Annotated in this window: 13 protein-coding genes; 9 read left to right on the forward strand and 4 right to left on the reverse strand. The window is 74.5% G+C overall.

Annotated elements, in window-relative coordinates; translation table 11 throughout:
• Position 1: 1 nt before the first annotated feature.
• Positions 2 to 1,675 (forward strand): DUF5719 family protein, encoded by a 1,674-nt coding sequence (locus ACF1AK_RS35375; RefSeq protein WP_391502941.1) that lies wholly within the window; start codon positions 2 to 4, stop codon positions 1,673 to 1,675.
• A gap of 66 nt (positions 1,676 to 1,741) precedes the next feature.
• On the opposite strand, the gene ACF1AK_RS35380 is transcribed toward ACF1AK_RS35375, so the two are convergent.
• The gene (locus tag ACF1AK_RS35380; protein ID WP_350554486.1) at positions 1,742 to 2,194 is read right to left on the reverse strand and encodes a metallopeptidase family protein; all 453 of its coding nucleotides are present in this window, start codon (positions 2,192 to 2,194) and stop codon (positions 1,742 to 1,744) included.
• A 164-nt stretch (positions 2,195 to 2,358) separates the two neighbouring features.
• Between ACF1AK_RS35380 and ACF1AK_RS35385 the strand changes: the two genes are divergently transcribed.
• The 6 genes from ACF1AK_RS35385 (at position 2,359) to ahcY (ending at position 8,802) form a co-directional block, all read left to right on the forward strand.
• The gene (locus ACF1AK_RS35385; RefSeq protein WP_391502942.1) at positions 2,359 to 2,724 is read left to right on the forward strand and encodes a DUF3499 domain-containing protein; all 366 of its coding nucleotides are present in this window, start codon (positions 2,359 to 2,361) and stop codon (positions 2,722 to 2,724) included.
• 185 nt (positions 2,725 to 2,909) lie between these two features.
• Positions 2,910 to 4,292, forward strand: coding sequence for a phosphomannomutase/phosphoglucomutase (locus ACF1AK_RS35390; protein ID WP_391502943.1), 1,383 nt, complete (start codon positions 2,910 to 2,912; stop codon positions 4,290 to 4,292).
• A gap of 100 nt (positions 4,293 to 4,392) precedes the next feature.
• Positions 4,393 to 4,575, forward strand: a complete 183-nt coding sequence (locus ACF1AK_RS35395; RefSeq protein WP_380298041.1) for a Trm112 family protein — start codon at positions 4,393 to 4,395, stop codon at positions 4,573 to 4,575.
• 80 nt (positions 4,576 to 4,655) lie between these two features.
• Positions 4,656 to 5,942 carry an SIS domain-containing protein gene (locus ACF1AK_RS35400; RefSeq protein WP_391502944.1) on the forward strand — a complete coding sequence of 429 codons (1,287 nt, stop codon included), beginning with the start codon at positions 4,656 to 4,658 and terminating at the stop codon, positions 5,940 to 5,942.
• 106 nt (positions 5,943 to 6,048) lie between these two features.
• Positions 6,049 to 7,026, forward strand: coding sequence for a cation diffusion facilitator family transporter (locus tag ACF1AK_RS35405; RefSeq protein ID WP_391502945.1), 978 nt, complete (start codon positions 6,049 to 6,051; stop codon positions 7,024 to 7,026).
• 327 nt (positions 7,027 to 7,353) lie between these two features.
• Positions 7,354 to 8,802, forward strand: a complete 1,449-nt coding sequence (gene ahcY / locus ACF1AK_RS35410) for an adenosylhomocysteinase (protein ID WP_391502946.1) — start codon at positions 7,354 to 7,356, stop codon at positions 8,800 to 8,802.
• 90 nt (positions 8,803 to 8,892) lie between these two features.
• Here ahcY and ACF1AK_RS35415 read toward each other — a convergent pair whose 3' ends face one another.
• The gene (locus ACF1AK_RS35415; RefSeq protein WP_391502947.1) at positions 8,893 to 10,026 is read right to left on the reverse strand and encodes a hypothetical protein; all 1,134 of its coding nucleotides are present in this window, start codon (positions 10,024 to 10,026) and stop codon (positions 8,893 to 8,895) included.
• The gene (locus ACF1AK_RS35420) at positions 10,023 to 10,559 is read right to left on the reverse strand and encodes a SigE family RNA polymerase sigma factor (RefSeq protein WP_391502948.1); all 537 of its coding nucleotides are present in this window, start codon (positions 10,557 to 10,559) and stop codon (positions 10,023 to 10,025) included. Before ACF1AK_RS35420 ends, ACF1AK_RS35415 begins: the two co-directional genes overlap by 4 nt.
• 116 nt (positions 10,560 to 10,675) lie before the next feature.
• On the opposite strand from ACF1AK_RS35420, the gene ACF1AK_RS35425 reads away from it, so the two are divergent.
• Positions 10,676 to 11,332, forward strand: a complete 657-nt coding sequence (locus ACF1AK_RS35425) for a hypothetical protein (RefSeq protein WP_391502949.1) — start codon at positions 10,676 to 10,678, stop codon at positions 11,330 to 11,332.
• Here the strand turns inward: ACF1AK_RS35425 and ACF1AK_RS35430 are convergent.
• On the reverse strand, positions 11,329 to 12,258 hold the full coding sequence (locus tag ACF1AK_RS35430; RefSeq protein ID WP_391502950.1) for an RDD family protein: 930 nt from the start codon (positions 12,256 to 12,258) through the stop codon (positions 11,329 to 11,331). The two genes, ACF1AK_RS35425 and ACF1AK_RS35430, sit on opposite strands and share 4 nt — an antisense overlap.
• Before the next feature lie 220 nt (positions 12,259 to 12,478).
• Between ACF1AK_RS35430 and ACF1AK_RS35435 the strand changes: the two genes are divergently transcribed.
• Positions 12,479 to 13,483: a stage II sporulation protein M gene (locus tag ACF1AK_RS35435; RefSeq protein ID WP_391502951.1), complete on the forward strand. Its 1,005-nt coding sequence runs from the start codon at positions 12,479 to 12,481 to the stop codon at positions 13,481 to 13,483.
• Positions 13,484 to 13,892 lie beyond the last annotated feature (409 nt).

Here is a 13,892-nt window from a genome sequence, read left to right on the forward strand (position 1 = left end):
GATGAAGAAGCCCGCCTTCAGGAAGAAGCCCGCCGCGCAGGGCTCCGCCCCCGCCGGGACCTCCGGCGGCGCCCCCGCCCCGAAGGGCTCCTCGGTGGCGCGCACCACCCGCTCGCTGCTGGCCGCGGGCGTGGTGCTCGCGGCGGTGTTCGGCATCGCCGAGCTGCGCCCGCCGGCCGCGCCGGCCCGCACCGACCGGGCCACCGCCACCTCGGCGCAGGTCGAGCGGAGCACCGCGGTCTGCCCGCAGCCGCTCCAGGGCCTCACCGGCTCCACCACCCTCACCGCGTACACCCCGCCCGGCGCGGGCGAGGCCGCCGGCGGGGCCGGCTGGCTCGTCGACGCGGCCGCCCCCGCTGCCGCGCCGCCCGCGCCCGCGCCGGGTGCCGCGCCCGCGACCCCGGCCGCCACCGGCGCGCCCGCGGCCCCCACCGCCGCGCCGGCCGCCGACAAGGACGCCGCGCCCTCCGACGCCCGGCTCACCCTGGCCAAGCCCGGCACCCCGGTGACCGCTCCCGCCGCCAACGGCGACACGGCCCCCGGCACCGGCGCGGTCGCCACCGGCGCGCTCGCCCCCGGCTTCACCGTCACCCAGACCACCACCGTCACCGAGCAGCGCGGCCTCGGCCTGTCCGGGGTCACCTGCACGCCGTCCGGCACCGGCTTCTGGTTCGCCGGCGGCTCCACCGCCGAGGGCCGCACCGACTACGTCAGCCTGGTCAACACCGAATCCAGTGCCGCCGTGGTCGACCTCAAGCTCTACGGCGACAAGGGCCTGATCGAGAACGACGCCGCCCACGGCATCACCGTCGCCCCCGGCAGCTCGCAGTCGGTGCTGCTGTCCACCCTGAGCAAGGGCCAGGTCGCCGACCTCGCCGTGCAGGTGGTCGCCCGCACCGGCCGGGTCGGCGCCGCCCTGCACGCCGCCGACGCCGGCAAGGGCGCCGACTGGGTGCCCGCCTCCGCCGACCCGGCGCCCGTCCAGGTCATGCCCGGCCTGCCCGCCGACACCTCGGCCGCCCGCCTGGTCGTCTGGGCCCCGCCGGAGGACGACGCCGACCTGAAGATCGAGCTCTCCGGCAAGAACGGCTGGTTCACCCCGGCCGGCAACGAGTCCATCCACGTCAAGGCCGGCATGGTGGCCGCCGTCGACCTCGGCAAGGTCACCCGCGACGAGGTCGCCGGCCTGCGGGTGTCGCCCAGCGACGACAAGCACCCCACCCCCGTGGTGGCCGGCCTGCGGATCGACCGCGCCGGAGCCGGCGGCAAGTCCGACGCCGCCTGGCTGGCCGGCACCGTGCCGGTCGGCGCCCGCGCCACCGTCGCCGACAACCGGGGCGGCGGGGCGTCCACGCTCTTCCTCACCTCCACCGGCGAGGCCGCCACCGTCCGGGTCACCGCCTCGGCCGGCACCGGCGGCGGCACGCCCGCCACCCAGGAGGTCCAGCTGCCCGCCGGCGGCACCGTCGCCCTCCCGGCGCCCGAGCCCGCCGGACTGAACGGCAGTTTCGCGCTCACCGTGGAGACCGTCTCCGGCGGTCCGGTCGCCGCCGCCCGGATGCTCGCGATCCCCGTCAAGGACGTGCCGATGTTCACCATCCAGGCGCTGCGCGACGACCGCTCCAGCGTCAAGGTCCCGCGGGCCGCCCAGGACCCGGGCGTGGTCCTGCGCTGAGCACCCCCGCAACGCGGCAGGGGCCGCACCTGGTCACGGGTGCGGCCCCTGCCGTGTTCGCCGGGCTCAGTCCTCGTCGTACCGCGGGTCGATCGCGTCGGGGGAGAGCCCCAGCAGCTCCGCCACCTGCTCGATCAGGATCTCGTGCACCAGCGCGGCGCGGTCCTCCCGCGACTTCGCCCGGATCTCCACCGGCCGCCGGTACACCACGATCTGGCTCTTGCGCCCCTGCCGGCCCGGCGAGACCCGGCCCAGCGGCACCCCGCCGTCGGGATCGGTGCCGTCCGGCTCGTGCAGCGGCACCTCCTGGACGGCGAACTCCACCTCGATCAGCTGGGGCCACCGCCGCTCCAGCCGTTCCACCGACTCGCGCACGTAGTCGTCGAACAACTCGGAGCGGGTGAGCGAGATCGGGACCTGCGGCGGCGCCAGCGGGCCGCGCAGACCCCGGCCGTGCCGGTCGCGGTGCCGCGGGCGGCGCGAGGGACCCGTCGATGACTGCGGTGCGGAGCTGTCCATATCACTGCCGAGCGTAGTCCTTGGACGCCCGGAAGTGGACCACCTCCGCAACGGTTCGCCCGGGGCGAGCGGAGCACCCGGGCGGCGCGCGGGCGGCGACACGGCACACCCTCCGGACAGGCGGTCTTCGCTCCCCGGCAGGGAGTGCTGTACCGTCCACCCTCGTGAGCTCTGTACGTCGTTGTTCGCGGACCGCGTGCGGCCGTCCGGCCGTCGCGACGCTGACGTACGTCTACGCGGACTCCACCGCCGTCCTCGGACCGCTCGCCACCTACGCCGAGCCGCACTGCTACGACCTGTGCGCCGAGCACGCCGAGCGCCTCACCGCCCCGCGCGGCTGGGAGGTGGTCCGGCTCGCCGCCGAGGCCGGGCCGCTGCGCCGCAGCAGCGACGACCTGGAGGCGCTCGCCAACGCCGTCCGCGAGGCCGCCCGCCCGCAGACCCCCCGTCAGGGCCGCGCCCCCGTGGGCGAGTCCACCGAGGGAAGCCGCCGCGGCCACCTCCGGGTGCTCCGCTCGCCCGACAACTGACCAGTCGCCCGGCACCCGCCCCGCTCCCGCCCCCGCGCCGACCGCCGCGCCCGCCCGGGTACGCTCCCCCCTACCGGGTGGCGGCCGCCGCCGTGCCCGGACGTATCCGTGACCACGGGGCGATCAGCCCGCCGGCCAGGCCGCGCGCGTTCGCCGATCAGACACAGAACCAGGGTGGAGCCGCAGTGCGCGACCTCAAGCAGCTCGTGAAGGCGTACGACGTACGGGGCGTCGTCCCGGACCAGTGGGACGAGAACCTCTCCCGCGCCTTCGGCGCCGCGTTCGTGCAGGTCACCGGCGCGAACGCGATCGTGGTCGGCCACGACATGCGCCCCTCCTCCCCGTCGCTGACCCGGGCCTTCGCCGAGGGCGCGGCCGGCTACGGCGCCGACGTCGTGCAGATCGGCCTCTGCTCGACCGACCAGCTGTACTACGCCAGCGGCGCGTTCGACCTGCCGGGCGCGATGTTCACCGCCAGCCACAACCCGGCCGAGTACAACGGCATCAAGCTCTGCCGGGCCGGCGCCGCCCCGGTCGGCCAGGACACCGGCCTCGCCGAGATCCGCGAGCTGGTGGAGTCCTGGACCGGCGAGGACGACACCGTCACCGTCCCGGCGCGCGACGTCCGCCCGGGCACCCTCTCCGAGCGCGAGACCCTGCGCGGCTACGCCGACCACCTGCTCGGCCTGGTCGACCTCACCGCCGTCCGCCCGCTGAAGGTCGCCGTCGACGCCGGCAACGGCATGGGCGGCCACACCGTGCCCACCGTCTTCGACGGCCTGCCGATCGAGCTCGTCCCGATGTACTTCGAGCTGGACGGCACCTTCCCCAACCACGAGGCCAACCCGCTCGACCCGAAGAACCTGGTCGACCTCCAGGCGAAGGTCCGCGAGGTCGGCGCCGACCTCGGCCTCGCCTTCGACGGCGACGCCGACCGCTGCTTCGTCGTCGACGAGCGCGGCGAGCCGGTCTCCCCGTCGGCCATCACCGCGCTGGTCGCCGCCCGCGAGATCGCCCGCGCCAAGGCCGCCGGCGAGGCCGAGCCGACCATCATCCACAACCTGATCACCTCCTGGACCGTCCCCGAGGTGGTCCGCGAGCTCGGCGGCACGCCCGTGCGCACCCGGGTCGGCCACTCCTTCATCAAGCAGGAGATGGCCGTCACCGACGCCGTCTTCGGCGGCGAGCACTCCGCGCACTACTACTTCCGCGACTTCTGGCGCGCCGACACCGGCATGCTCGCCGCGCTGCACGTGCTGGCCGCCCTCGGCGGGCAGCCGGGCACCCTCTCCGAGCTCACCGCCGAGTACGACCGCTACGCCGCCTCCGGCGAGATCAACAGCACCGTCGCCGACCAGGCCGGCCGCACCGCCGCCGTCCGCGCGGCCTTCGCCGTCGAGGGCACCACCGTCGACGAGCTGGACGGCCTCACCGTGGCCGGGCCGGACTGGTGGTTCAACCTGCGGGCCTCCAACACCGAGCCGCTGCTGCGCCTGAACGTCGAGGCGAAGGACCCGGCGAGGATGGCCGAGCTGCGCGACGGCGTGCTCGCCGTGGTCCGCGCCTGACGTACGGCCCCGGTGCCCCGGCCGGTAGGGTTTCCTCTCGGCCGGGGCACCGCCGTGCCGTCCGCCGCCACCCCCGCACCGAGACCGGAGACCGAACGCCATGAAGCTCGAATCCTTCCTGCTGGAGATCCTGGTCTGCCCGCAGTGCCGGGCCGCGCTCACCGAGGGCGGCACCGAGGAGCAGCCCGAGCTGGTCTGCACCGGCGCGGACTGCGGCCTGGTCTACCCGGTGCGCGACGGCATCCCGGTCCTGCTGGTGGACGAGGCCCGCCGCCCGGCCTGATCCTGGACGGGGCGGCCCCGCCCCGCCCCGCCCCGCTCCCGCCGTCCTCAGCGCCCAGCCACCAGCCGGAGGCCCGCCGCATGCTCGACGACACCCTGCTCGACGACCCGGCCGCCCTCCAGCGCGCCGACCACGACCGCGCGCTGCTCGCCCTCGCCGGCTCCGGCGCCCGGGTGCGCACCGCCCTGCGGCTCGCCGACACCGCGGGCCTGGACCGGCTGCGCCCCGACGGCCGCCCGCGCGCCGTCCTGGTCGCCGGGCACGGCAGTGCGCTGACCGCCGGCGAGATGCTGGCCGCGCTGGCCGGCACCGCCGGCCTGGTCGTCCCGCTGCCGCCCACCGACGCCGCGCCCGTCCCGCGCCCGGACCGGGCCACCGCCCCGGCCGCGTTCACCGCCGGCCTGGCCTGGCAGCTCCCCGGCTGGGCGGGCCCGCTCGACCTGCTGGTGGTCAGCTCCGCCGGCGGCGGCGAACGGGGCCTGGTCGCGCTGGCCGAGCAGGCCTACGCGCGGGGCTGCGCGATCGTCGTCACCGCGCCCGCGGGCAGTGCGCTCGCCGAGGCCGCGCTGCAGGTCCGCGCGCTGCCGCTGCCCTTCGTGCCGTCCGCCGTCGAGCCGGCCGAACCCGGTGCGCCCGGCGGCCCCGGGTACGCCGCCGAGCCGGACCTGCCCGCCGAGGACCCGTCGGCGCTCTGGGCCCACCTCGCGCCGTTGCTCGCGCTCACCCAGAAGCTCGGCGTCACCCAGCTGGCCTACGACGCGCTGCCGCGCACCGCGGACCTGCTGGACGCCACCGCCGTCCGCTGCCGGCCGGACGCCGCCGCGTACACCAACCCGGCCAAGGGGCTGGCCGCCCGGCTGGCCGGGACCGTCCCGCTGCTGTGGGCCGAGGGCCCGGTGGCGGGCGCGGCGGCCGTCCGCTTCGCCGCCCAGCTCGCCGACCGGGCCGGCCGCCCCGCCCTGGCGGGTCTGCTGCCGCAGGCGCTCACCGCGCACCGCGGCATGTTCACCGGGCAGCTCGGCGCGGGCGCCGACCCCGACGACTTCTTCCGCGACCGGGTCGAGGAGCCGGACCCGCTGCACCTCCAGGTGCTGCTGCTGCGGCAGGTCCCCGGCGAGGGCGACGCCGGGCCGTCCGGGGCCGGCCCGGCGGGGGAGGGGGACGACGGTCCGGTCGAGGTGCCGGCCGACGACGCGGGCCCGCGCAGCTTCGGCGCCGGCCGGGCGCACCGGCTCGCCGCCGCCCACGACGTCCGGCTCACCGAGTACGCCAGCCGCCGCTCCGACCCGCTGCACGCACTGGCCGACCTGGTGGCGCTCACCGACTTCGCCGCTGTCTACCTGGGCCTCGCCGCCGCGCACTCCTGAGCCGGCGGCGGTCGGCCGGGTACCGTATGCGGTCGACGGCGACCGGGGCACCGGGCGTCCGGGCACGGGCCGCGCGGACGGCCCCCGACGGAGGGACCTTCCGAGCATGAGCACCGAAGGCGGTACCAAGGCGCTGGTCGCGGCGCTGACCGCGAACCTGGGCATCGCGGCGAGCAAGTTCGTGGCCTTCGCGTTCTCCGGCTCCTCCTCGATGCTCGCCGAGGGCGTCCACTCGCTGGCCGACTCCGGCAACCAGGTGCTGCTGCTGGTCGGCGGCAAGCGGGCGCAGCGCGCGGCCACCCCCGAGCACCCGTTCGGCTACGGGCGCGAGCGGTACATCTACGCGTTCCTGGTGTCGATCGTGCTGTTCAGCGTCGGCGGCATGTTCGCGGTCTACGAGGGCTACGAGAAGATCGTCCACCCGCACGAGCTGGACCACTGGTACTGGCCGGTGGGCGTGCTGGTGTTCGCGATCGCGCTGGAGGGCTGGTCCTTCCTGACCGCGTTCCGCGAGGCCCGCAAGGACAAGGGGACGCACGGCTGGCCCGCGTACATCCGCCGGGCCAAGGCGCCCGAGCTGCCGGTCGTGCTGCTGGAGGACTCCGGCGCGCTGATCGGCCTGGTGCTGGCGCTGTTCGGCGTGGGGCTGACGGTGATCACCGGTGACGGGATCTGGGACGGCATCGGCACGCTCTGCATCGGTCTGCTGCTGATCGCCATCGCGTTCGTGCTGGCGGTCGAGACCCGGTCGCTGCTGCTCGGCGAGTCGGCCCACCCGGAGACGGTGGGCCGGATCCGCGACGCGCTGGTGGACCACGACTCCGTCGAGCGGGTCATCCACATGCGCACCCTGCACCTCGGCCCGGAGGAGCTGCTGGTCGCCGCGAAGATCGCCGTCCCGGCCGACTCGACGGCCGCCGAGGTCGCCGAGGCCATCGACGCCGCCGAGGTGCGGGTGCGGCGGGCGGTGCCGATCGCCCGGGTGATCTACCTGGAGCCGGACATCTACAGCGCCGAGAAGGAGGCGGCGGGCGACGACCCGTACGCCACGCCCGGCGGGCCGGTCCCCGGCGGCGCGCACTGAGCCACCGGCCCGGGCCCCGGGCGGAAGGCCGAAAACGGCCGTAGCGGGCCGCCGTCCGGGGCCGTCGGTGTAGATTCGTCCCCAGAGCCAGAACGTCGCTGCTGATGGCGGTCGATCGGCGGCCCGCCCCCGAGGGGGTGCGCGCCGGTCGAGGGAGAGAGGTCCTCCGACGGTTTGTGCCGAGCAACGGGGCTGCGTGCCGCGCCGGTTCGACCGTGCCGCGGGCCGGGCGCCCCGGCGTCGTCGCACGCCCGTGCGGCCCGCCGTGTTGTGACGCACTCCAGGACCTCGGCCACGCCCCACCCCCGTCACACGAGGAGCAGACGCATGTCGACCGACATCACCGGTGACTTCAAGGTCGCCGACCTTTCCCTGGCCCCGTTCGGCCGCAAGGAGATCCAGCTCGCCGAGCACGAGATGCCCGGCCTGATGGCGATCCGCGCCGAGTACGCGGAGTCGCAGCCGCTGGCCGGCGCCCGGATCACCGGCTCGCTGCACATGACCGTGCAGACCGCCGTCCTCATCGAGACCCTCACCGCCCTCGGTGCCGAGGTCCGCTGGTGTTCCTGCAACATCTTCTCCACCCAGGACCACGCCGCCGCGGCCATCGCCGTGGGCCCGGAGGGCACCCCGGAGAACCCGCAGGGCGTGCCGGTCTTCGCCTGGAAGGGCGAGACCCTGGACGAGTACTGGTGGTGCACCGAGCAGGCGCTGACCTGGCCGGACGGCCGCACCCCGAACATGATCCTGGACGACGGCGGCGACGCGACCCTGCTGATCCACAAGGGCGTCGAGTTCGAGAAGGCCGGTGCCGCGCCGGACCCGTCCACCGCCGACAACGACGAGTTCCGCATCATCCTGGAACTGCTCAACCGCACGCTCGTCGAGACCCCGAACAAGTGGACCGAGGTCGCCGCCACCATCAAGGGCGTCACCGAGGAGACCACCACCGGTGTCCACCGCCTGTACGAGATGCACCGTGACGGCAAGCTGCTGTTCCCGGCGATCAACGTCAACGACTCGGTCACCAAGTCGAAGTTCGACAACAAGTACGGCTGCCGCCACTCGCTGATCGACGGCATCAACCGCGCCACCGACGTCCTGATCGGCGGCAAGGTCGCGGTCGTCTGCGGCTACGGCGACGTCGGCAAGGGCTGCGCCGAGTCGCTGCGCGGCCAGGGCGCCCGGGTCATCGTCACCGAGATCGACCCGATCTGCGCGCTGCAGGCCGCGATGGACGGCTACCAGGTCGCCACCCTGGAGGACGTCGTCGAGACCGCCGACATCTTCATCACCACCACCGGCAACAAGGACATCATCCTCGCCTCCCACATGGCGCGGATGAAGCACCAGGCCATTGTCGGCAACATCGGCCACTTCGACAACGAGATCGACATGGCCGGCCTCGCGAAGCTCCCGGGCGTCGTGAAGACCGAGGTCAAGCCGCAGGTCCACGAGTGGCGCAAGGCCGACGGCCGCACCATCATCGTGCTCTCCGAGGGCCGCCTGCTGAACCTGGGCAACGCGACCGGCCACCCGTCCTTCGTGATGTCCAACTCCTTCGCCAACCAGACGATCGCCCAGATCGAGCTGTTCACGAAGACCGAGCAGTACCCGATCGGCGTCTACGTCCTGCCGAAGCACCTGGACGAGAAGGTCGCCCGCCTGCACCTCGACGCGCTGGGCGTGAAGCTGACCACCCTCACCCAGGAGCAGGCCGACTACATCGGCGTCCCGGTCGAGGGCCCGTACAAGCCCGAGCAGTACCGCTACTGAGCGGACCCGCCGATCGGCCCCGCGCCGACGCACGCCGGTGGCCGGCACTCCCCGCGGGGAGTGCCGGCCACCGGCGTGCGCGGACCGGGTTCAGTGGAGGACCTCTGTCGTCCAGGCGTTCTCGTCGGTGCCGAGCGAGGTGACCCGGTCGAGCAGACCGTCGAAACCGCCGATCGAGGCGAACGGCGCCTCCCCGTCCTCCATCGCCGAGACGCAGAGCTTGAGGCCGTTGGAGCTCCGGCAGGTCTTCGGCACCTCCACGGCTCCGGGCAGGGCCGGAGCGGGGGGCGTGCTCGGGGTCGCGGCGGTGTCGGGATAGGCGGTGACCCCGATCGGCTTGCCGTTCAGCGTGAACCCGACCGATGCCGTCCACGGGCGGCCCCAGGCGGCCGTGGGGCCGTAGTCCAGACTCGATCCCGACGGGGTCAGGCCGGGCGGCAGATCGGTGATCGTGAAGGGCAGGGCCACCGCCTGGGGCTGGGCCCGGACCCCGGCCGCGACCTGCGCCATCACGGTCGCGACGTCGTCCGCTTCCCTCATGTACGAGGCGTGCAGCTCGGCCCAGCGGCCGTCGGCGAGCTTGAACCGCAGCGTCCGGTCCAGCCCCGGGCCGGCCGGGTCGTCCGGCGCGGCACCGACCCAGTACGCGGGCCGGCCGTTCACCGGGGCGGCGTCCACCCGGTACCGCTGGCCGCCTCCGGGGCCGAGGTCGAGCGAGGGCTCCACCCCGGCTCCGTAGACGGTCAGGAAGAGCAACTGGCGGTTGAAGTCGGCGGTGGCGTTCGTCTGCTTGGGGCCGATGGCCTTGGCCTGCCCCGCCTCCGGCCGCCCGGTGAAGCCCTTGGTGTAGACGAGGTCGCCGAAGCCGGCGGGCAGCCAGTCGAAGGTGGCCTGCAGCACGAGCGGGTCGTGGCCGGTGTCCGGGCCGACCCGTGGCCCGACGGGGCCGGTGGAAGTGGAGCCGGAGCCCGCCGCCGTGACGGCGGAGCCCGAGCGGCCCTCCGGCCAGGCGGTGCTCAGGGCGGCGGCGCCGACCGCGACCGCCGTCACCGCGCCGAGCGCGGCCAGGCGCCGGCGCCGCAGCCGGGAGCGGCCGGACCGGATGGCCCACGAGGTGTCGGGCACGGCCGTCGGCGCCGGCGAGTCGGCCAGTGCGGTGAGCTCGGCGGCCAGCCGCCGCTCGGTCGCGGAGAGCGGGGACGAACCGTCGTACAGGTCGTTCACGAGGGGATCCTTTCGGAAGGACCGGCCGCGGTCGCGGCGGTCTCGCGGTCGAGGAGCCGGCGCAGTGCGTCCAGGCCCCGGGAGGACTGGCTCTTGACGTTGCCGGTGGAGCACCCCATGGCGGCGGCGGTCTGCTCGACGGTGAGGTCGCAGTAGTAGCGCAGCACCACCGTCGCGCGCTGACGGGGCGGCAGGGCGGCCAGCGCGGCGCGGAGGTCGACCGAGGCGTCCAGGTCCGCGACGGCCGCCGCCCGTTCCGGGAACGCCTCCTCGCGGCGCCGGGCCGACCACCGGCCCCAGGGCGAGCGCTGCTCGGCGAGGAACGTGTTGACGAGGACCGTCCGCACGTAGCCGTCGATGTTGTCCGCCTTGGAGACACGGGCCCAGCGCACGTAGAGCTTGGTCACCGTCTCCTGGGCGAGGTCGTCCGCGCGGTGCCAGTCGCCGCACAGCAGGTAGGCCACCTTGCGGAGCCAGGGGCTCCTTGCCGTGGCGTACTCGGTGAACTCGGCGTCGCGGGTCTGCTTCGCCATCGATGGGGTCTCCCTTCCGGCGATGCCTCGGTTCGCAGCGCCCACCTCCCTGATGCGGGCCGTCGGGAGGAGGTTGCATGCCGTTGCCGGAAGACCGCGGCCGTAGGCTTTCGGGCATGCCCAACGGCCGGTACTCGCTCCACGACACCCATGACCACGTCCTGCTCGGCGAGGAGCGGTTCAGCTGCGCGCCCGGCCCGGCCGGCTGGCGGTACGTCTCCAAGACGTACGCGCCGGACGGCCGCGTCCTCGGCACGGTGGACCTCACCCTGGACTCGCGCGCCCGGCCGCTGCGGATGGAACTGCGCGCGGGCGGCTGGCAGGTGCGCGGCGGCGCCGTCGACGGGGTCGCCTGGGTGCGGGCCGACGCCTCCGACCCGGCCGGCGAGCAGGCGGCCGAGGGCCACGACCGGGCCCACGGCTTCACCGGGCGCTCGCCCGGGTTCCTGGTCGCCACCGCGCGGATGCTGCGGCTGCGGGAGGGCGCGAGCGCGCGGGTGCGGCTGGTCGCGTTCACCGAACCGGTGCTGGCACCGCGCACCCTCGACCAGGGCTGGCTGCTGGAGGGCGTCGACACGCACGCCACGGACTCGGGGCCGCTGCTCGTCGAGCGGTACCAGGTGGCGGACCTGGAGACGGGCGAGCAGCAGGTGGTGCACCTGGCGGGGGACGTGGTGCTGGCGGCCGCCGGGATCGAGCTGGAGGAACTGGAGTCGCCGCCGAACGCCTGGCCGGCCGCGTTCGGGGACGGGCCCGGCGGGGAGCCGGGCTAGGCGGGCGGGGCGAAGCCGGTGCCGGAGGCCGGGGGCGTCGGCGCGGCGGGCGGGGCCGGCGGAGCGGACGGGGTGCTCGGCGGGGCCGGCGCCCAGGCCTGCTGCTGGGCCTGGGCCTGCTGGTGGGCCTGCTGGTGAGCCTGGTGGGCCTGCTGGAAGGCGTACCCCTGCGCCCGGCTCCACTCGCGCCGCTGGCGCTCGGTCAGCACGGCGCCCAGGTATGCCGCCGGGTGCACCCCGTACGGCACCGGGTGACCGGTGCGGGCCACCAGATCGTCCGCGAGCCGGGCCGACATCCGGTGGGCGACGGTCTGGTCCAGCTCGCCGATCCGCCCGAGGAACTGCCGGACGGCCAGCCAGAGCGGCTCCGGCACGGCGGAGAGGTCCAGCGCCACCAGCTCGCCGCCGATCGCCTGCAGCAACTGGGGGTTCACCGGCGGCAGCGCGATCGCCGCCCCGCTCCCGCCGGGCACCCGCTCGCGGACCACCAGTGTCCCCGCGAAGACGTCGCCCAGCCGCTTGCCCTCCGAGGACACCACCGAGCAGACCACCGCCGGCACCCCGAACAGCACGATGATCTCCAGGAAGCCGACCAGCCCGCGCACCAGCGTGTGCCGGAACCGCACCGGTCCGCCGTCGCTGCGCACCACCCGCAGCCCCAGCGCGGCCTTCCCCAGCGAACGGCCGCGGGTCAGTGTCTCGATCATGACCGGGAGCGCCACCAGGAAGAAGACGGTCAGCCCGATCGTCACGGCGGCGACCGCCGCGCCGTCCAGGTCGACCAGGATCAGGCTCAGCAGCAGGGTCGTCGCCACCAGTCCCGCGATCTGCACGGTGAGGTCCAGTGCGATCGCCAGCCCCCGGCTCGGAAGCTTCGCCGCGCGCAGGCCGAGGACGACCGCCTCGCCCGTCACCAGGTCGCTCAAGACACCCGTCCGTTCCCGTCGGTGGTACGCGGTCCGTGGGCGGGGAATCCGGCGGATCGGCCCCCACGATCCCGAGATCTGCTGCCGTCAACATACGGGGCCGCCGAGCCCGCCGGGAAGTGAGGTCCCGGCGGTCGCCGCACCCCCCGGTCCTGGCATGCTGGGCCCACCTGTCCGCACCGCCCGACCTCGCGCCCCGCGCCGATCATGGAGCCGCCGCATGGACCTGGACGTCTTCGTCGCCACCCACCAGGGGGAGTGGGCCCGGCTGGACGAGCTCGCCAGGAAGCGGCGGCCGACCGGGGAGGAGGCCGACGAACTCGTCGCCCTCTACCAGCGCGTCACCGGGCACCTGGCCAAGGTGCAGGCCGCCGCGCCCGACCCGACCCTCGAAGGCCGGCTCACCAGCCTGGTCTCGCGGTCCCGGGACGCGGTCACCGGCAGCCGGACCAGCGGCTGGCGGGACGTCGCGCGCTACTACACGGTGAGCTTCCCGGCCGCCCTCTACCGCTCGCGCCGGTGGTGGATCCCGGTCGCGGTGCTCTCGCTGCTCGCCACCGCGCTGGTCGCCTGGTGGGTGGCCGGTCACCCCGAGGTCCGCAACAGCCTGGCCGCACCGGACGAGCTCCGGGAGATGACCAGGCCCGGCGGCGCCTACGAGACCTACTACTCCGACCGCCCTGCGAGCTCCTTCGCCGCCCAGGTCTGGACGAACAACGCCTGGATCGCCGTGCAGTGCCTGCTCTACGGCGTGGTGCTCGGCCTCCCGGTGCTGTGGGTGCTGGCGAGCAACGTCCTCAACCTCGGCCTCGGCGTCGGGCTGATGGCCTCCGCCGGCCGGCTGGACACCTTCCTCGGCCTGCTCATCCCGCACGGCCTGCTGGAACTGACCGCCGTCTTCGTCGCCGGAGGCCTGGGACTGCGCCTCGGCTGGACGATCGTCGACCCCGGCCCGCGCACCCGCGCCACCGCACTCGCCGAACAGGGCCGCTCGATCATCGGCATGGGCATCGGCCTGGCGACGGTCCTGGCCGTGTCCGGCGTCCTGGAGGCGTTCGTGACTCCCTCCGGCCTGCCGACCTGGGCCCGGATCGCCATCGGCGCGCTCGCCGAGGCCGCCTTCCTGCTCTATGCGCTGGTGTTGGGCCGAAAGGCCGCCGCAGCCGGGGAAACCGGCGACCTGGACGCGGCCGACCGGGCGGACCTGCAGCCGGTCGCGGCCTGAGCCGCGGTGATCAACAGGCCTCCGACCTGCTACTCTTCTCGAACCCCAGCCAAACCATTGACGTGGTCAGGATGGGCGAGTAGGTTTGAACGGTTGGGACCGACTGGACAACAGTCAGACTCGGGCGTTACTGTCTACGACACCGCCGAGTCGAGGTGAGTGTGCTTCATCGAATGCACGCCCTCTCCGACAAGGTGAATCCCGGGACTGAGCACACCGGAAGCTTTGATAAGCTTCGGAGCGAAGTCGAAGGAAATCCCCCCGGCGGGAATCGGATGAATGAAACTCCGGAAAACGGAGCGGAAAACATCTGGTAAGCTGGAAACACGAAAGAACGAAGCGCCCGGAGGGCCGGTGTGAAAGCCGCCCGATGGAAGCGTCCGTTCCTTGAGAACTCAACAGCGTGCCA

This window comes from Kitasatospora sp. NPDC015120, assembly GCF_043080305.1.
Taxonomy (GTDB): domain Bacteria; phylum Actinomycetota; class Actinomycetes; order Streptomycetales; family Streptomycetaceae; genus Kitasatospora.